At 65.9% G+C, this 17,336-nt stretch carries 15 protein-coding genes and 1 tRNA gene; 9 read left to right on the top strand and 7 right to left on the bottom strand.

Going from position 1 to position 17,336, the window contains the following annotated elements; all coding sequences use genetic code 11:
- Window position 1 precedes the first annotated feature (1 nt).
- Complete coding sequence (locus tag AB3X99_RS07200; RefSeq protein WP_368616525.1) at window positions 2-1,852, bottom strand: bifunctional 3-(3-hydroxy-phenyl)propionate/3-hydroxycinnamic acid hydroxylase; 1,851 nt, start codon at window positions 1,850-1,852, stop codon at window positions 2-4.
- 192 nt (window positions 1,853-2,044) lie between these two features.
- On the opposite strand from AB3X99_RS07200, the gene AB3X99_RS07205 reads away from it, so the two are divergent.
- Window positions 2,045-2,848: a DNA-binding transcriptional regulator gene (locus AB3X99_RS07205; RefSeq protein ID WP_069261472.1), complete on the top strand. Its 804-nt coding sequence runs from the start codon at window positions 2,045-2,047 to the stop codon at window positions 2,846-2,848.
- Here AB3X99_RS07205 and hcaR read toward each other — a convergent pair.
- Window positions 2,845-3,723 carry a DNA-binding transcriptional regulator HcaR gene (gene hcaR, locus AB3X99_RS07210; protein WP_368604976.1) on the bottom strand — a complete coding sequence of 293 codons (879 nt, stop codon included), beginning with the start codon at window positions 3,721-3,723 and terminating at the stop codon, window positions 2,845-2,847. The two genes, AB3X99_RS07205 and hcaR, sit on opposite strands and share 4 nt — an antisense overlap.
- A 124-nt stretch (window positions 3,724-3,847) precedes the next feature.
- Between hcaR and hcaE the strand changes: the two genes are divergently transcribed.
- The 7 genes from hcaE (at window position 3,848) to AB3X99_RS07245 (ending at window position 9,466) form a co-directional block, all read left to right on the top strand.
- Window positions 3,848-5,203: a 3-phenylpropionate/cinnamic acid dioxygenase subunit alpha gene (gene hcaE, locus AB3X99_RS07215; protein ID WP_368616526.1), complete on the top strand. Its 1,356-nt coding sequence runs from the start codon at window positions 3,848-3,850 to the stop codon at window positions 5,201-5,203.
- The gene (hcaF, locus tag AB3X99_RS07220) at window positions 5,200-5,748 is read left to right on the top strand and encodes a 3-phenylpropionate/cinnamic acid dioxygenase subunit beta (RefSeq protein WP_368616527.1); all 549 of its coding nucleotides are present in this window, start codon (window positions 5,200-5,202) and stop codon (window positions 5,746-5,748) included. Before hcaE ends, hcaF begins: the two co-directional genes overlap by 4 nt.
- Window positions 5,749-5,750: 2 nt before the next feature.
- Window positions 5,751-6,071, top strand: coding sequence for a 3-phenylpropionate/cinnamic acid dioxygenase ferredoxin subunit (gene hcaC, locus AB3X99_RS07225; protein ID WP_368616528.1), 321 nt, complete (start codon window positions 5,751-5,753; stop codon window positions 6,069-6,071).
- Window positions 6,071-6,886, top strand: coding sequence for a 3-phenylpropionate-dihydrodiol/cinnamic acid-dihydrodiol dehydrogenase (hcaB, locus tag AB3X99_RS07230; protein ID WP_069261477.1), 816 nt, complete (start codon window positions 6,071-6,073; stop codon window positions 6,884-6,886). Before hcaC ends, hcaB begins: the two co-directional genes overlap by 1 nt.
- A 13-nt stretch (window positions 6,887-6,899) precedes the next feature.
- Entirely contained in the window at window positions 6,900-8,126 is a 1,227-nt protein-coding gene (hcaD, locus tag AB3X99_RS07235) for a 3-phenylpropionate/cinnamic acid dioxygenase ferredoxin--NAD(+) reductase subunit (RefSeq protein ID WP_368616529.1), read from the top strand.
- 87 nt (window positions 8,127-8,213) lie between these two features.
- Window positions 8,214-8,290, top strand: a tRNA-Val gene (locus AB3X99_RS07240).
- A 213-nt stretch (window positions 8,291-8,503) separates the two neighbouring features.
- Window positions 8,504-9,466, top strand: coding sequence for a TauD/TfdA dioxygenase family protein (locus AB3X99_RS07245; RefSeq protein ID WP_368616530.1), 963 nt, complete (start codon window positions 8,504-8,506; stop codon window positions 9,464-9,466).
- Between the two features lie 28 nt (window positions 9,467-9,494).
- Here the strand turns inward: AB3X99_RS07245 and AB3X99_RS07250 are convergent, their stop codons facing one another.
- Both AB3X99_RS07250 and AB3X99_RS07255 read right to left on the bottom strand, forming a co-directional pair.
- Window positions 9,495-10,742, bottom strand: a complete 1,248-nt coding sequence (locus tag AB3X99_RS07250; protein ID WP_368604982.1) for a D-amino acid dehydrogenase — start codon at window positions 10,740-10,742, stop codon at window positions 9,495-9,497.
- 166 nt (window positions 10,743-10,908) lie between these two features.
- Window positions 10,909-12,540: a methyl-accepting chemotaxis protein gene (locus tag AB3X99_RS07255; protein ID WP_368616531.1), complete on the bottom strand. Its 1,632-nt coding sequence runs from the start codon at window positions 12,538-12,540 to the stop codon at window positions 10,909-10,911.
- Window positions 12,541-12,870: 330 nt separating this feature from the next.
- On the opposite strand from AB3X99_RS07255, the gene AB3X99_RS07260 reads away from it, so the two are divergent.
- Entirely contained in the window at window positions 12,871-14,094 is a 1,224-nt protein-coding gene (locus tag AB3X99_RS07260) for a YeeE/YedE family protein (RefSeq protein WP_368616532.1), read from the top strand.
- Between the two features lie 123 nt (window positions 14,095-14,217).
- Here the strand turns inward: AB3X99_RS07260 and AB3X99_RS07265 are convergent, their stop codons facing one another.
- The 3 genes from AB3X99_RS07265 to AB3X99_RS07275 all read right to left on the bottom strand — a co-directional run bounded on the left by AB3X99_RS07265 (window position 14,218) and on the right by AB3X99_RS07275 (window position 17,335).
- Window positions 14,218-14,805 carry a YSC84-related protein gene (locus AB3X99_RS07265; protein ID WP_069261483.1) on the bottom strand — a complete coding sequence of 196 codons (588 nt, stop codon included), beginning with the start codon at window positions 14,803-14,805 and terminating at the stop codon, window positions 14,218-14,220.
- Window positions 14,806-15,002: 197 nt separating this feature from the next.
- Entirely contained in the window at window positions 15,003-15,947 is a 945-nt protein-coding gene (locus AB3X99_RS07270) for a DUF2950 domain-containing protein (protein ID WP_368616533.1), read from the bottom strand.
- A 26-nt stretch (window positions 15,948-15,973) separates the two neighbouring features.
- A complete protein-coding gene (locus tag AB3X99_RS07275; protein WP_368616534.1) occupies window positions 15,974-17,335 on the bottom strand; it encodes a DUF3300 domain-containing protein in 1,362 nt (453 codons plus the stop codon).
- Window position 17,336: the final 1 nt, after the last annotated feature.

Raw genomic sequence — 17,336 nt, forward strand, 5'->3', positions numbered from 1 at the left:
CTCATGCTCCTGCTGTGCGCGCAACGGCCACGCCGCGCACGGGACGGTTTTGCGGGGCAGCGGCGCTCGCCCCATGCAAGGCGGCTTCGGCCATGCCGAGCTTGCCCGCGAGTTCGACGATCGCGTCCGAGACCTGTTGCGGCGTGCAGACGCCCGCGACGAAGCGGTCCGGGCGCAGCAGCACGACGGATTCGGGCAGACGGCTGAACCACTCTTTCAGGCGGCCCTGCACGTCGCCGAGCGCGAGCACGCCCTCGGGCACGTCGTCGGCGTATTCGAGCTGCACGTCGGGCTTCGCGAAGATGAAGCGGGCGCCCAGGCGCTCCCACAATGCGCGGGCTTGCGGCGTGAGGCCGAAGGTCGGGTCCGCGCCCCAGGCCAGCACGGCGAAGCCGTTGCCGATCGCGTCGTCGAGGCGCACCACGCGGCCATCGGCGAGACGCACGCGCGGCTGGATGAACATGCGGCCCACGGGCGACGCCGCGAGCGGATCGCGGCCATACGCGAGGCGGCCGATCAGCGAGTCGCGCTTCTGACTCATCAGGCCGAGCAGGCGGCCCGGCGCCGAGTTGCCCGAGCGCTCTAGCAGGCTGGCGAACCAGCCGCCCGTCTTTTGCGGCGGCGGCAGCAGCACGATGCCCGCTTCGTAGCGCGGCATCGGCTTGAAGCGCATTTCCACGAAGTAACGCTTCACCGAAGGGAACACATTCATGTAGCGCACGAACGTGTCGCGAAAGCGCGCGCCAAAGCGCGTGGTGGGGGCGAAGATATCGCCCGCCACTTCGGAGAGGTGGATCATCGAGCGCGCGTGGGCGCGACGCTCCACCGTATAGCTGTCGAGCAGGCGCCCATCAGCCTGGCCCTTCGCGACCATCGCGAGCTTCCAGCCCAGGTTGTTCGCGTCGCGAATGCCGCTGTTGTAACCTTGGCCCTGCCACACCGGCATGATGTGCGCCGCGTCGCCCGCGAGCAGCACGCGGTCCACGCGGAACGTTTCGGCAAGACGCGCGTTGTGCGTGTACACACGCTTGCGGATGTAGTCGACCTTGTCGGGGTCCGCCACCACCTTGCGGATCAGCGCGGCCATGTTCTCGGGCTTCGAGAGTTCTTCTTCCGTCTCGCCCGGCATCACCATGAATTCGAAGCGGCGAATGCCGTGCGGCAGCGCAGCCGACACATACGGGCGCTGATGATCGCAATGCATATAGATATGCGGCGAGCCGATGGGGTCGTTGCGCACGTCCACCACGATCCATTGATTCGGCTTCGTCCGGCCTTCGAAGGGCACGTTCAGCGCACGGCGCACGAAGCTGTTGCCGCCGTCTGCGCCCACCAGGTACGCTGCGCGGATCGTGCGGCGCTCACCGTTCGCGTCGCTCACGTCGATCGTCACACCCTGCGTGTCCTGCTCGAATGCGTTGACCGTGTGGCCGAACAACACGTCCACGTGCTCGAAGCGCGCGAGCCCTTCATACAGCACGCGATCGGCGAGCGGCTGAATGAACGCGTTGCGGCGCGGCCAGCCGAATTCGTCGGTGCGCGGCTCGATCGAGGCGAAGCAATGGCCGTCTTTCGTGACGAAGCGCATCCAGTGGTCGGGCGTGGTATGCGGCAGCAGCGCATCGGCAAGGCCGATGGACTGGAACACGCGCAATGCTTCGTCATCCAGACCAATGGCGCGCGGGTAGTCGATGATCTGGTCGAGCTTCTCGACGAGCGTGACACTCACGCCTTGCAGGCCGAGAATATTGGCGATCATGAGGCCGACCGGACCCGCGCCGATGATGGCGACGTCGGTGGCAATCTGGCGAGGGCGGACGGTATCCGCCTCGTGGGCGAGGGGGGTGTTCATGTGTCTCCTTCTCGCGCGGCTTATGGAGCCGCTGCGGATGCTGACAGGTGGTGCCTGAAAACGGATCACCCGGGTGGACGTTTTGTCACAGCGCGGTGAATGGAAGCGAGTCTAGGTTCCGCCCGATGCGCGCTCAACATTTTTAGAGAAATGTGCATAGAATGCACACACTTGATTTTTAAGGCGTTTTTGATGACGAAGTATGCAAACGTGCGGGGACTGGCGCGCGGCCTGCAGGTCCTCCAGGCGCTCAACGCCATGGAGAACGGGCGCGCCACGAGCCAGCAGTTGAGCGAGGCAACGGGCCTGCATCGCACGACGGTGAGGCGCCTGCTGGAAACCCTGGTAGAGGAAAAGTTCGTGCGCCGCAGCGCTTCCGACGACAGCTTTCGTCTGACGATGAACGTGCGCGGCCTGAGCGAAGGCTTCACCGACGACGAGCTGATCGCGACCATCGCGCCGCCGATCATGGCGCAAATGCTCCAGCGCACCGTGTGGCCATCGGATCTCACGACGCCCGACGGCGACTCCATGGTGATCCGCGAGACCACGCACCGCTTCAGCCCGCTTTCGTTTCACCGCGCGATGGTGGGCCGCCGCCTGCCGATCCTGCTCACGGCGGCTGGCCGCGTGTACTTTGCGATGTGTCCCGAGGCCGAGCGCGAAGACATCCTGGAACTGTTACGCGCGGGGGCGGGCGGCGAGCAGCAGCAAAAACTCGCCGGCGACGCGGCCTATATCCGCAATCTCGTGCGCCAGACGCGCGCCGACGGCTTCGGCTCGAACCACGGCGACTGGGCCGACCAGCGCAAGATCGGTGCGCTCGCAACGGCCATCGAGGCGCATGGGCGCGTGCTCGCGAGCCTGAACGTGATCTACCTGGAGCAGGCCATCAATCCGGCAGAGGCCGTGCGCCGCTTCGTGCCCGAGTTGCAGCGCGCCGCGCAGGAAATGGTGACGGCGCTCGAGGCGCAGGAGGACCACACGAAGCGTTAAGCTTCGTTCTCGCGCACGAGTTCGAATAGCGCTTCAAGCTCCGCAGCATGCGGTTCTTTGCGCGACACCATCAGCAAGTCAATGGTGGGCGGCTCGCCCTCCAGCGGGCGCGTGCAGATCGCGCTGCTCGTGAGCGACGAGACATACGCAGGCAGGAGCGCATAGCCGAGCCCCATCCCCACGAGATTCAGATTGAGCAGAATATTGGTCGCGACCTGAGCCACCTTGCGCTCGATTCCGTGCGCCTCGCAATACGCCTCGACCACGCTGTGCACCTGCCCCGAGAACTGCGGATGCGTGCTGATGAACGGCTCGCCGCTCAGCTGCGCCGGTGCGATGCGCGCTTGCTTCGCGAGCGGATGGCCGCTCGGCAGCACCACCACGAGCGGCTCGGTGAGCACGACTTCGCTGCGCAATTCAGGCGACAAAACGGGCCGCCGCATGAACGCCACGTCGATATCGCCGCGCAGCAGCGCGTCTTCCTGCTCGGCCGTCGGCAGGCTGCGCAACTCGACATTGACCTCGGGAAAGCGCAATCGCAAACGCGGCAAAATCACCGGGAAAACCCGGATCTCCGCGGCGGGCACGAAACCGATCGTCACCGTCGCGCGCCCCTGCCCCACCTGGCGTGCACGCGCCACTGCCCGGTCGGCCTGCGCCACCACGAGACGCGCCTCGGCGAGAAACACCTTGCCCGCGTCGGTCAATTCCACCTTGCGGCGCGTGCGCTCGAAGAGCGGCGTGCCCACTTCGTCTTCCAGATTGCGGATCTGCTGGCTCAGCGATGGCTGCGCCGTATGCAGGCGCTGCGCCGCGCGCGTGAAGCTCAGCTCGTCGGCAACGGCAATGAAGTAGCGCAGGTGTCTCAGTTCCATGCTCGATTTATCGTTTTGAAGTCTTAGTGGCAACAAACAAAATATTTCACATCGGCAAAGCGAGCAACGATCATCCGTCTGCGTTCTCCGCCAAAAGGAGAATGCTGCCACGGAGGAGACTCGCATGTCCGCAATCATCGACATCGATGCACTCGTCGACGCGCAAAATGGCCGCGTCACGTCGTCGATCTATACCGACCCCGACATTTACGCGCTCGAACTCGAGCGCATTTTCGGCCGCTGTTGGCTCTTTCTCGCCCACGTCAGTCAAATACCGAAAGCGGGCGACTTTTTCAATACCTACATGGGCGAAGACCCCATCGTCGTGGTGCGCCAGAAGGACGGCTCGATCAAGGCCTTCCTCAATCAGTGCCGCCATCGCTCGATGCGCGTGAGCCATGCCGATTGCGGCAACACGCGCGCGTTCACGTGTCCGTATCACGGCTGGTCGTACGGCGTGGACGGCGCGCTCATCGACGTGCCGCTCGAATCGCGCGCCTATCCGCAGGGCCTGTGCAAGGAGCAATGGGGCTTGCAGGAAGTCACGCGCGTGGCCGTGTACAAGGGCCTCGCGTTCGGCAACTGGGACGCGAACGCGCCCGACCTCGAAACCTATATGGGCGACATCGCCTGGTATCTCGACGGCGTGCTCGACCGACGCGAAGGCGGGACCGAGATCGTGGGCGGCGTGCACAAGTGGGTGATCGACTGCAACTGGAAATTCCCGGCCGAGCAGTTTGCGAGCGATCAGTATCACGCACTCTTCACACACGCGTCCGCCATTGAAGTGCTCGGCGCGAAGGAAGGCGCGGCCGACAAGGCGCTGGGCGCGGGTCAAACGGCGCGCCCCGTGTGGGAGACCGCGAAAGACGCGCTGCAGTATGGCCAGGCGGGCCATGGCAGCGGCTTCTTCTTCACCGAGCAGCCCGACGCGAACGTGTGGGTGGACGGCGAAGTCTCGCAGTACTTCCGCGACACCTATGCCGAAGCCGAAGCGCGCCTGGGCAAGGTGCGCGCGATGCGTCTGGCGGGCCACAACAACATGTTCCCGACGCTTTCGTGGCTCAACGGCACGGCCACGCTGCGCGTCTGGCACCCGCGCGGGCCGAACCAGGTGGAAGTGTGGGCGTTCTGTATTGCCGACAAGGCAGCGTCCGATGAAGTCAAGGCCGCCTTCGAGCGCAGCGCGACGCGCGCGTTCGGGCCCGCAGGCTTTCTCGAACAGGACGACTCGGAAAACTGGGCCGAAGTGCAGAAGGTGCTGCGCGGCAGCCGCGCGCGCAAAACGAAGCTATGCCTCGAAATGGGCCTCGGCAACGAGCGCGTACGCGAAGACGGCATACCTGGCATGACGAACTACATTTTTTCGGAGACGGCGGCGCGCGGCATGTACCGGCGCTGGGCAGACCTGCTGATCTCCGAAACGTGGGACGAAGTGAACCAGCGCACCGCGCGCTACGAAGCGGAGGTGCTCAAATGAGCGAAGTCGCCGAACCGGTTTTCACGCCCACGCGCGTGGGTCTCGAACTGCATCACGAAATCGAGCAATTCCTCTTTGACGAAGCGGCGCTGCTCGACGGCTGGCGCTTTCGCGCATGGCTCGACCTCATGGCGAAGGACATTCGCTACACCATGCGCACGACCGTCAACGCGCAAACGCGCGACCGCCGGCGCGGCGTGCAGCCGCCCACCACGTGGATCTTCAACGACACGCATTTCCAGCTCGAGCGCCGCGTGGCGCGTCTCGAAACCGGCATGGCGTGGGCGGAAGAACCGCCTTCGCGCACCCGCCATCTCGTGACGAACCGGCGAGCGTTCACCACCGAAACGCCCGGCGAATACGAGGCATACGTGAACTACGCGCTCTACCGCTCGCAGAAGGAACGCGACGAGACGTTCTACGTGGGCCGCCGCATCGACCGCGTGCGCCGCGTGGAGGGCGCGCCAGGCTGGCAGGTGTGCAACCGTGAGATCACGCTGGACCAGGCGGTGCTCACTTCCCATAACCTGAGTGTGCTTTTCTGATCATGGCCCATATTTTTGTCTGCCAGGACGACGCGTTGTCCGATGGCGAAGCGATCAAGGTGGACGGCCCGTCCGCCGCGATCGCCGTATTCAAGGTGAACGGCGAACTCTTCGCGCTGAACGACCGCTGCTCGCACGGCAATGCTTCGATGTCCGAAGGCTATATCGAAGACGACGGCACCGTCGAATGTCCGCTGCATGCCGCACGTTTCTGCCTGAAGACCGGCACGGCCCTGTGCCAGCCTGCGACCGAAGCGCTCAAGACGTTCCCTGTCACGTGCGTTGACGGTGCGGTTTTCGTCGATGTTCCGGAGGCCGCGTAATGGGCTGGCTCGATAACGAAGTCGCGCTGATCACGGGCGGTGGCTCGGGACTCGGCCTTGCACTCCTCGAACGCTTTCTCGACGAAGGCGCGCGCGTGGCGGTGCTCGAACGTTCGGCAGAGAAAGTCGCGGCGCTGCAAGCGCGCTTCAGTGCGCAAAACGTCGTCGCCGTGCAGGGCGACGTGACCTCGTACGCCGACAACGAGCGCGCCGTGAGCGCCGCCGTCGAAGCGTTCGGCAAGCTCGACATCTTCATCGGCAACGCAGCGATCTGGGATCATGCTTCGAGCCTCGTCGATCTCTCGCCGGCGCAGCTCGACAGCGGTTATGAAGAGCTTTTCTCGATCAATGTGAAGGGCTATTTGCTCGGCGCGAAAGCGGCAGCGCGCGCGCTCATCGCGAGCGAAGGCAGCATGATCTTCACACTCTCGAACTCTTCGTTCTATCCGGGCGGCGGCGGTCCCCTGTACACGGCGAGCAAGCATGCGGCCGTGGGCATCATCCGCCAGCTGGCCTACGAACTCGCGCCCAAGGTGCGTGTGAACGGCGTCGGCCCTTGCGGTATGGCGAGCGATTTGCGCGGCCCCGCTTCGCTCGGCCAGCAGGACTTGCGCATCATGGATTCGCGTTCGCCCGAAGCGATTGCGGGGATCCTGCCGCTGCAGTTCTTCCCGCAGCCTGCGGATTTCACCGGGCCCTACGTGATGCTCGCTTCGCGCGCGAACAATCGCGTGCTGAGCGGCGTGATGATCAATGCGGACGCCGGCCTCGGCATTCGCGGCATCCGTCACGCGGCGGGCGGCCTGCATCTGTAACGGGAAACAGATCATGAACGTCTCGACTATCGTCATCGTCGGTGCGGGCCAGGCGGGCGCGCTCGCCGCCGCCGAATTGCGCCAGCAAGGCTATGCGGGCCGCGTCGTACTGATCGGCGAGGAAGCGCACGCGCCTTATGAACGGCCGCCGCTTTCGAAGGACGTGCTGCTGCAACCGCAAACGGCGCGCTGCGCGATTCACGGCGAGGGCTACTACGCGGACCAGAACATCGAGTTGAAGCTCGGCGTGGCCGTGACCGCGCTCGACGCACAGGCGCGCATCGTCACGCTCGCGAACGGCGAATCGATCGCCTTCGACGAACTGCTGCTCGCCACGGGCGCGCGCGTGCGGCGCTTGCCGATGCTCGACGCGCTGGGCGAGGACGTCTACACGCTGCGCACGCTGGAGGACGCACAACGCCTTATACCCGTGCTTCAAGCGCGCAAGCGCGTGCTGCTGGTGGGCGCGGGCGTGATCGGTTTCGAACTCGCTTCGAGCGCGGTCGATCTCGGCGCGGAAGTCACCGTGATCGAACAGGCGCCGCGTGCGATGGCGCGTTGCGCTCCGCCGCTGCTCACCGAGCATCTGTGCAACGTGCATCGCGCGCGGGGAGTGACACTGCATCTGGGCTCGCCGCTCGCGTCAGCCACTCGCGAGAACGGCGAACTCGTGCTGACGCTCGAAAGCGGCACGCGCATTACCGGCGACGCGGTGATCTACGGCATCGGCGTCGAACCCGAAACCACGCTCGCTCGCAAAGCAGGCCTGCAAATCGACAACGGCATCGTGATCGACGCGCGGTGTCGCACCTCGCACGCGCACATCTACGCAGCCGGCGACGCCGCCAGCCAGTGGGACGAGGCAAGCGGCCACCACCAGCGCCGCGAAACGTGGGAGAACGCGAACCGTCAGGCGCAAACGGCGGCGCGCGCGATGCTCGGCCTCGAACCCGAAGCCTGGCAAGCGCCCTGGTTCTGGACTGATCAATGCGGCCTCAACATCCAGTTCGCGGGCGACATGACTGCGCCTGAATGGCTCACGCGTGGTTCGCTGCAAGCGCCGCCCTGCGTTCTGTTCGGCCTCGACGGCGAAGGCGCGCTGGTTGGCGCGATCACCGTGAATCAGGGTCGCGACATGCGCAGCGCCAAAGCGCTGATCGGCAAGCGCGCGCGCATCGCCCGCGAAACGCTCGCCGATCCCACGCATAACCTGCGCAATCTGGCGCGCGAATTCGCTTAGGCGCACACCCGAAAACCCGGCGTTTCACCCGATTCGAGAAAAGCGCTTGCAAGCGCGCGCGAGTGTCTCTATAATTCGCGCCTCGACAGGCTCGTAGCTCAGTTGGTTAGAGCACCACCTTGACATGGTGGGGGTCGTTGGTTCGAATCCAATCGAGCCTACCAACGAACATGCAGTAAAGAAGCTGTACCTTGCAGCATCTTGTGAATGACGCATTCCCTCGCGGGTCTGCGTCATTTTCTTTTGGTGCGCGCTAATCACACACGCAGCTATCCATAGCGCACTAACGCTCGCATAGCTTCGCAGAAATCGTCAGTTCTTCTCGCGGCGCAAGCCTGCTTGAATGGACGTTCCACGTCCAGCCGAGGAGACTTTCGATGTCCGACGTTCACACGCAGCGCCCCGCCGTTTCCGTTCCGTCTGCGCATCTGCATTCCTCCACGCAGCAACACGCCAGTACCACGCTAGACCTCCATCAGGTCGCGGGCCGCATCGGCGTGCGCATCGACGGTGTGCGTCTTCATGCCGATCTCGACAGCGCCACGTTCGACGCGATCAACGCCGCCCTGCTGCGCCACAAGGTGCTGTTCTTCCGTGGCCAGCAGCATCTCGACGATACCGCGCAGGAAGCCTTCGCGCGGCGCTTCGGCGAAACGGTCGCGCACCCCACGGTGCCCTCGGTGGAAGGCGGCAGCCTGCTGGAACTCGATTCGCTGCACGGCGCGCGCGCCAACTCGTGGCACACCGACGTCACCTTCGTCGACGCCTACCCGAAAGTCTCGATCCTGCGCGCCGTGGTGATTCCGCCGTTTGGCGGCGACACGGTGTGGGCCAATACGGCCACCGCGTACGCGCAACTACCCGAGCCCCTGCGCGCGCTCGCCGATACGCTCTGGGCGCTCCACACCAACGCCTACGACTACGCGTCCACGCACACGAACGCGGACAGCGCGCAGCTCAAGCGTTACCGCGAAGTCTTCACGTCGAAGGTGTACGAAACCGAACATCCCGTGGTGCGCGTGCATCCGGAAACGGGCGAACGCACGCTCGTGCTCGGCCACTTCGTGCAGCGGCTCAAAGGTCTCTCGTCGTCCGATTCGGCGCATCTGCTGCAGGTGTTCCACGAGCACGTCACGCGGCTCGAAAACACGGTGCGCTGGAACTGGCAGGAAGGCGACGTCGCGATCTGGGACAACCGCGCCACGCAACACTATGCGATCAACGACTACGGCGACGCGCGCCGCATCGTCCGGCGCGCGACCGTGCGCGGCGAAGTGCCGGTGAGCATCGACGGACGCACGAGCGTGGTCGTGCGCGAGGAAGGCGCGACGCTGCAGTAGCGCCGCGTTGGCGAATCAGCGAGCCAGATCAGCGGCCCGGCGCGAAGGCGTCGCCGTCGATCGGCAACTCGCGCTCCGCCAGCAGATCGGCGAGCAGCTGTGCGCTGCCGAGCGCGAGCGTGAAGCCGAGCGCGCCGTGCCCCGTGTTGAGCCACAGGTTGCGAAAGTGCGTGGCGCCGATCACCGGCTTGCTGTCCGGCGTGGCGGGACGCATGCCGGTCCACGTCTGCATGGCGTCGTAGTCGCCGGCGTTGGGGAAGGTTTCGCGCGCCTGGCGCGTGAGCAGCGCGATGCGGGCGTCGTCGGCGTGCGGGTTCATGCCTGTGAGATCGACCATGCCTGCAATGCGCAGTCGCTCGCCGAGCGGAGCGTAGACGACCTTGTGATGCGCATCCGTGACCGAGACGCGCGGCGCGCCCTGCGCATTCGCATTGGGGAGCGTGAGGCTGTAGCCCTTGAGCGGATACACGGGCACGTGCACGCCGAGCGAGGCGAGCATCGGCTGGCTCTGAAAACCCAGGCACACCACGAAAGCGTCGGCTTCGATGTCGCCCTGCGAGGTCTGCGCGGCGACCACCCGCAGCCCTTTCGTTCGCAGTCCGGAAAACTCGGTCGCCAGTTGCAGGTTTACGCCGTCGCGCTGTGCCGCTTGTGCAAGGCCGCGCGTGAACTGATCGCAGTCGGCGGCCTCTTCGCCTGGCGTGTGAATGCCGCCCACGATCTCCGCGCCGATATGCGCGAGCGCGGGTTCGAGCGCGACGCACGCCGCGCCGTCGAGCGCGTGTTGCACGCAGCCCAGCGTCGATTGGTAATGCGCCTGGCGGCGCGCAAGCGCAAACCCTTGCTCGTCGCGATACACCACGAGCTTGCCGTTGCGCACGTAGTCGAATGACAGCGCTTCGCGCTCGACCACCTCGTGCATGAGTCGCTGGCTCAAAAAGCCGAGGCTGAGCAATTCGGCCGTGGTCGCGCGACTGCGTGCGCGCGTGCACGCACGCAGGAACGCGGCGCACCAGCGCCATTGGTGCGGATCGAGCCGCGGCACGAAACGCAGTGCGGCGTCGCGCGAGAAGAGCCATTGCGGCAGCTTGGGCAGCGCGGAGGGGTCCGCGAGCGGCGCGACGTAGCTGTAACTGAGCTGCCCGCCATTGGCGTGGCTCGTTTCGCGCGCCACATCGGCATGGCGCTCGACCAGCGTGACTTCGTGCCCATCGCGAGCGAGCGCGTACGCCGTGCTTACGCCAATCACCCCACCGCCTAAAACGCAAACTCGCATGATCCCTTGTTCTCTTTCGCTGACGACCAAACCCAGACGGCCTATGCCGCCAGTCTCGCCGGGAACGATGGGGAACTCAATTGCGAATTGCGCGCGGGGTATAACCTCAGGTTAAAGCGGCCGGAGGTTGTCCTTGCAACGGCAAGGACAACCCGCCACGGCTGGCTCAGGCCAGCGCCGGCGTACTCCCGCGGGCCGCGCGCGCGTCCGCCGCAGCGGCTTGCGCCGGACGCGTACCGGCCTGCCCCGCGCTGCCCAGATTGAACACCGCTACGGCCTCGCGCAGCAGATCGGCCTGCGATTCGAGCGACTGCGCGGCCGCCGCCGCTTCCTCCACGAGCGCCGCGTTACGCTGCGTGACCTCGTCGATCTGCGCAATCGCGCGGTTCACCTGTTCGATGCCGCCGCTCTGCTCGTGCGTCGCGGTTTCGATCTCGCTCATGATCCCGCTCACGCGCGCCACCGCACTGCGCGCCTCCTCCATGGTGCGGCGCGCGTCTTCCACGAGGCGCGCGCCCGCGCCGACGGTCGCCGCCGAGGCCGCGATCAGCTCCTTGATCTCCTTGGCCGCCGTGCCCGAGCGCTGCGCGAGGCTGCGCACCTCGCTCGCCACGACCGCGAAGCCGCGGCCCTGCTCGCCCGCGCGCGCCGCCTCCACCGCCGCATTGAGCGCGAGGATGTTGGTCTGGAACGCGATGCCCTCGATGATGCCGGTGATCTCCTCCACCTTCTGAGACGAGGCCGTGATGTCGTTCATCGTCGCGTTCACGCGGGCCACCACGTCGGCGCCGCGCGTGACCGTTTCGAGCGCGGTCTGGGCGAGCCCGCTCGCTTCCTTCGCGCCGTCCGTGTTCTGGCGCACCGCCGCCGAAAGCTCCTCGATGCTCGCCGCCGTTTCTTCGAGCGCCGCCGCCTGCTGCGCCGTGCGATCCGAGAGATCGACGTTGCCCGACGCGATCTGCTTCGCGCCCTGGGTGATTTCGTGCGTGCTGCCGCGCACGCGCGAGACGGTGCCCACGAGGCCGTCGCGCATGGTCTGCAGCGCGCCCAGCAGCTGGCCCATTTCGTTCTTCGAGCGCACCCGCACGTCCACCGTGAGGTCGCCCGCGGCGATGCGCTCGAAATGGCGGATCGCATGGTTCACCGGCTTGACCACGGCGGCGGCGAGCCCCACGCGCGCGAACACGCCAATCGCCACGCCCACCACGCCGATCACGCCGAACACGATGAGCGACAGGCGAAAGCGCTGCGCGGCGGTATCGGCGTCGTGCTGCTGGCGCGTGGCCTGCCAGGTCTCGAGCGCGTCGATCGCCTTCGCGTAGGCGCCGTAGTAGCGGTCGGCGGTTTCGCCCTGGATCGTGCGGAAGGTGTTGAAATCGTTGTCGACGAGCGACTTGTACTCGGGCTCGAGCGCTTGCGAGACGAGCGCCTCGCGCGCGCTGCTGACGGCCTGGGCGAGGCGCGCCTCTTCGGGGTCGTCGAACGGGCCGGCGCTGTAGCGCGCGAACTCCTTGTTCGAATTCACGAGCACCTCGTGCGCCTTGTCGAGCAAGCCGTCCGTGGCCTTGCCGACGCTGAAGAGCGTCTCGTAGCCGCCGAGCGCGAGACGCACCTGGAGCAGGCGTTCCGAACTGCTCTTGAGGGCGTCGAGCGACTGCGCGCCGCGCTGGGCGTCGTGCAGGCTGTCGTTGGTGATCTTGAGCGCGCCATACGACACGCCGATCACCGTCAGCAGAAACGCGACGAAGATACCGATGACGAGCGTTAGCCCACGGCGAATGGTGATATTTCCCAGCATGAGGTCTCCGTTGCGTTTTTCTATCTTCCCGCCAGTGCGACTTTGCGCGGCCCACGCGTCTTCGCACCTCGTCTCGCCTAACGGCAGACGGCGCGCGGCGCTGCATAGGGGAAATCCATGATGGGCGCAGGGCTTCGCGGGATTTGGCGCAGGTTCGTCCCAATGTCTGGGAAAGCCCCGTCTGGACGGGGTTTGTGGCGATGTCTCATGGCCCAACGCGAGTCGCGAAAAGCCGGCCCGGGGGCTCGGCCAGACCGATTTGCGATTCGTGCTATCGTTTTGCTTTCATCGATTGATTTTCCTGGCGGCTTTCCGGGCTGCCCCGCTCCCATGTCCGACCTCTCCACGCAGCTCGCGCGCGCGCCGCGCCGACTCGACTCCATCAATCCCAGGCCGCTAGGCATCGCGCTGTTGCTCGTCGCGCTCGGCGCGGTATATCTCGCGCAGACCGTGAGCGGGCGTCAGGCGGCGCTCTACGTGGTCGGCGCGCTGCTCGGCATGACGCTCTATCACGCGGCGTTCGGCTTCACCTCGGCATGGCGCGTATTCATCGCCGATGGGCGGGGCGCCGGCCTGCGCGCGCAGATGGTCATGCTCGCCATCGGCGTGCTGCTGTTCTTCCCCGCGCTCGCGGCAGGGTCGCTCTTCGGCCATCCGGTCACGGGCCTCGTTTCGCCCGCGGGCACATCGGTCATCGTCGGCGCGTTCATGTTCGGTGTCGGCATGCAGCTGGGGGGCGGCTGTGCCTCGGGCACGCTCTACACCGTGGGTGGCGGCAGCACGCGCATGGTCGTGACGCTCATCGCCTTTATCGTGGGCTCCGTGGTCGCCACGGCGCACATGCCGTTCTGGACGTCGATGCCGCAATTGAAGCCGTTCTCGCTCGTGAACGCGTTCGGCGCCGCGCCGGCCATTGCGCTCAACCTCGTCGTGTTTGCGCTCATCGCCGCGCTCACCGTGCTCGTCGAGAAGCGCCGCCACGGCCGCCTCGTCAACGAACCGCGCGCGCCGCACAGCTCGCCGTGGCTGCATGGCCCGTGGCCGCTGCTCGCCGGCGCGGTCGCGCTCGCGATCCTGAATTTCGCGACGCTCGCGCTCTCGGGCCGCCCCTGGGGCGTGACCTCGGCATTCGCGCTGTGGGGCGCGAAGGGCTTCGCCACGCTCGGCATCGACGTGGCGAGCTGGACGTACTGGATGGCCGGCCCGAACGCCGCCGCGCTCGCCGCCTCGGCAAGCCACGACGTCACCACGGTCATGGACATCGGCATCGTGCTCGGTGCAATGGCAGCGGCTTCGCTCGCGGGCCGCTACGCGCCGGTGTGGCGCATTCCGCTGCGCTCGCTCGTGGCGGCCGTGATCGGTGGGCTGCTGCTTGGCTATGGTGCGCGCCTCGCCTACGGCTGCAATATCGGCGCGTATTTCAGCGGCATCGTCTCGGGCAGCCTGCACGGCTGGCTGTGGCTCGTGTGCGCGTTCGCGGGCAATGTGCTCGGCACGAAGCTGCGCCCGTGGTTCGGCCTCGAAGTCGAGCGTGTGAAGAATACGGGCTGCTGAGTGACGTACGCGGTGACGTACGCGGCGGCGCCAGTTCGAGCCGCGCAGAAATGACGAAGGGCAAGGCTTGAGCGCCTTGCCCTTTTTTACATGATCCGGCGCTTTTTACCGGTGCGCGCCTTGTCAGATATTCAGACGCGTGACCTTGGTGCCCGCCAGCGAGACGTCGGCCATCAGGCCCGCGTTGGTCAGCACGAAGGCTTCGACCGGGTGCGTGGCCGTGTTGGTGTCGACGACACCGTTCGCGCCCACGGTCACGAGCGCGACCGAAGCGTCGGCCCCCGCCGCCCAACCGTCCGTCGCGCGGAATTTGTCGAGTGCGTCCTGCGTCATGAAGGCGAAGATGAGCGCCTTCGACTGAGCGCCGGCCTGCAGGCCGAACGAGCCCGACACGGTGCTGTAGTAGCCGACCGTGGCGCCGCCCACGCGCAACGCACCCTCGCCATATTGCGCGCCGACGATGAAGCCGGCCTGCAGCACTTCGGGGAACACCAGCACGCCGCGCGACTTCGCGAGGAGTTCGTGCGAGCCTTTCACGGTCGAATACAGCCGCGAGAGGGTGCCGTCCACAGACGCGTCGATCGACTGCCGCTTGGACATGTTCTGCGACGCCGTGGAATTCGAATTCGTCGTGGTGGTGCAGCCCGCGAGCGTGAGACCGCCCGAGGCAAGGGTCACCGCCGCCGTCAGCATGAAGTTGCGTCGTTGCATTTGGTTATCTCCACACGAATGAGAGTGCGGGAAAGATTGAGCAAGCTACATGCCCGACCTCTCCGCTTCCGTTGGCCAAAGCCCGCATCGGGCGACAGCCACGTCGCCGTGGCTTGATTGTGCCCGAATTCCGTGTGAGGCGTCCGTTGGAGAACAAACCTGGACATCATGCCCACCGACGGATCGCGGATCGCCAATCAGGGTTTAGTGGCCTGCCAGGACGAGTCGGGATCGAATGCCTTGATCGCCGCTGCCGTATGCGCGCCGTTCGGCCCGAGGTTCTTCTGATAAAGCTGGCCGTCCTGGTTGATGATGAAGCTCATCACACCGGTTTTGCCGTATTGCGCCGGCCAGGCCACGAGCGCAAAACCGCCGCTCAGATCCCCGTTGTCGAGATAGCTGCGCGCGCCGCCACTGGCGTGCGGTCCCTGCGCGGTGAGAATGCGAAAGTGATAGCCGTGATACCCCTCGGTCGGCGTGATCTTCGCGTTGCCCGGCATGGCTGCCGCGAGCGGCCCAAGCGGACTTTCGGTCTCGCCCGGTTCGACCGGCCAGTACAAACCGTCGTGCGTGCCCGGCGTGCTCACGAGGCGCTGCGCATAGTGCTGCGTGAGCTTGCGATAGTCGTTCTGCGCGTCGACGTAGGCGAGCGAAGTGAGCATGGCAGCACGCTCGTTGCGGCCGATGCGGCGCGTGAGAATTTCGCTCGCGCCTTCACGCGGGTCGAAGTGCCAGCCCGTGCCCGACTGCACGATGGGGATGGGCAGCGTCCAGCCGCTGTCGCCCACCTCGACGTGAGCGCTCGCCTTGCCGGCAACCGGCGTGGCATCAGGGACGACGCGATGACCCTTCGCCCAGGCGCCAAGGTAGTCGTCGATATCGTCCTGACCGATGTTTTGGGTGGGGATGAACTCGGTGAAATCGTTGCCGAGCACACGCTTCATGGCGCCCTGGTCGTTGGTCGCGAGTGCATCGGTGAACGCGTTCGCCGCGGCTTCGGGCGTGGAGAAGACGGCCTGTGCGTAGACGGCGGCGCCGCCGAACTGGGCGGGCAGCAGTGCGGGCGCGCCAAAGAGGGCGAGTGCCGTACCGAGCGCGAGCGCGTAGTCGTGTTGCAGGCGGCGTGCGGAAATGCGGATCATTGCGAGGCTCCTCATGATATTCAACGTTATCGACGGCCGAAGTGACGTCCGCCACCCCCGCCGCCACCGCCGAACCCGCCACCACCACCATGGAAGCCGCCACCGCCTCCGCCGCCGTCGAAGCCGCCATGGCTCTGGAGCGCTTCACGGCTTTGCTGGCCGCGTTGTTGTTCGAGGCGCGCATTGGAGCCATCGCCCGCGCCGCGTAACGCGCTGTCGCGATTCATGCTCTGCGCGCGGTTGTTGAGGTCGTTCGCGCGGTTCGCGTTTTGCGCGCCGTTCTGCCCGCGGTTACCCAGTTCGTTGCCGCGGTTGGCGTTTTGCGCGCCGTTTTGCGCGCGGTTGTTGAGCCCGTTGCCGCCGTTGGCATTCGGCCGGCCGCCTTCCTGGATGCCCTGGAGTCTTTGCTGGGCATTGCCGCTCATGTTCTGGCCGGTGCGGTTCTGCAGGGTCTCCATAGCCTGCGAGCGCGACTGGTCGTAGCCCCGGTACTGGTTGCGCTGGCCGTTCAGGTTCGCGTTGTTGTAGTTCTGGCGGCGCTCGACATTGGCGTTGCGATTCCAGTTCGCCGTGCCGTTGTTCGAGTTGATGCGGTTGTTGACGTTGATGTTGTTGTAGCGATTGACGTTGATGTTCACGTCGTGGTTGTTCCAGTTGAAGCCGCCCCACAACGAATTCGCGACCGCGATGCCGGCACCGAACGCGAGCCCGCCGACGAACCCCGACGCAATGGCGTAGCCCGGAGGCGGTGGCATATACACGGGCGGATAGGCCGGATACGGCCATACGCCAAAAACCACCGTGGGGTTATAGGTCGGCACGTACACCACCTGCGGATTCGCAGGCTCGATCACGATGGTCTGCGTGGTCGAAGTGCTCGAGGCCGGCTGGACCACGACCTTTTGCTGCTCATTGGACTTGAGGTTGCCCGCCTTCTGCGCCTGCACGCGCAGGCGCTGCACCGAGTCCATCACGTCGTTGGGCTGCGCGAGAAACGCCTTGCCGATCTGCTGGACCCAGTCGGGCTTCGAAGCCATGGTTTCGAGCACCTGCGGGAACGCTACGAGCGATTGCACGCTCGGGTCCCACGGCTGCGAGGCGACGGCCTTCACTGCGTCGTCGCCCTTGAGGTTCGGGTTGGACTTTGTCCACGCGGCGGCAGCGGACACGTCTTGCGGGAACGTGGCGGCCATGAGGACCTGCGCGAGCAACGCGTCGGGATAGAGCGCGATGGGCGCGGTGAGGGAATCGAGCTGCTGATTCGAAAGATGCGCCGCGTTCTGCGCAAGCGCGGCAGTGGGCCCGAGCGGCCCCACGAAGAGCGGCGCGCCCGCGAGTGTGGCACACACGAGCCAGGCAAGACGCTGGCTTGCACCGGATGTTTTCACG

Origin of the sequence: Paraburkholderia sp. BR10882 (assembly GCF_040948855.1) — a bacterium.
GTDB lineage: Bacteria > Pseudomonadota > Gammaproteobacteria > Burkholderiales > Burkholderiaceae > Paraburkholderia > Paraburkholderia nodosa_A.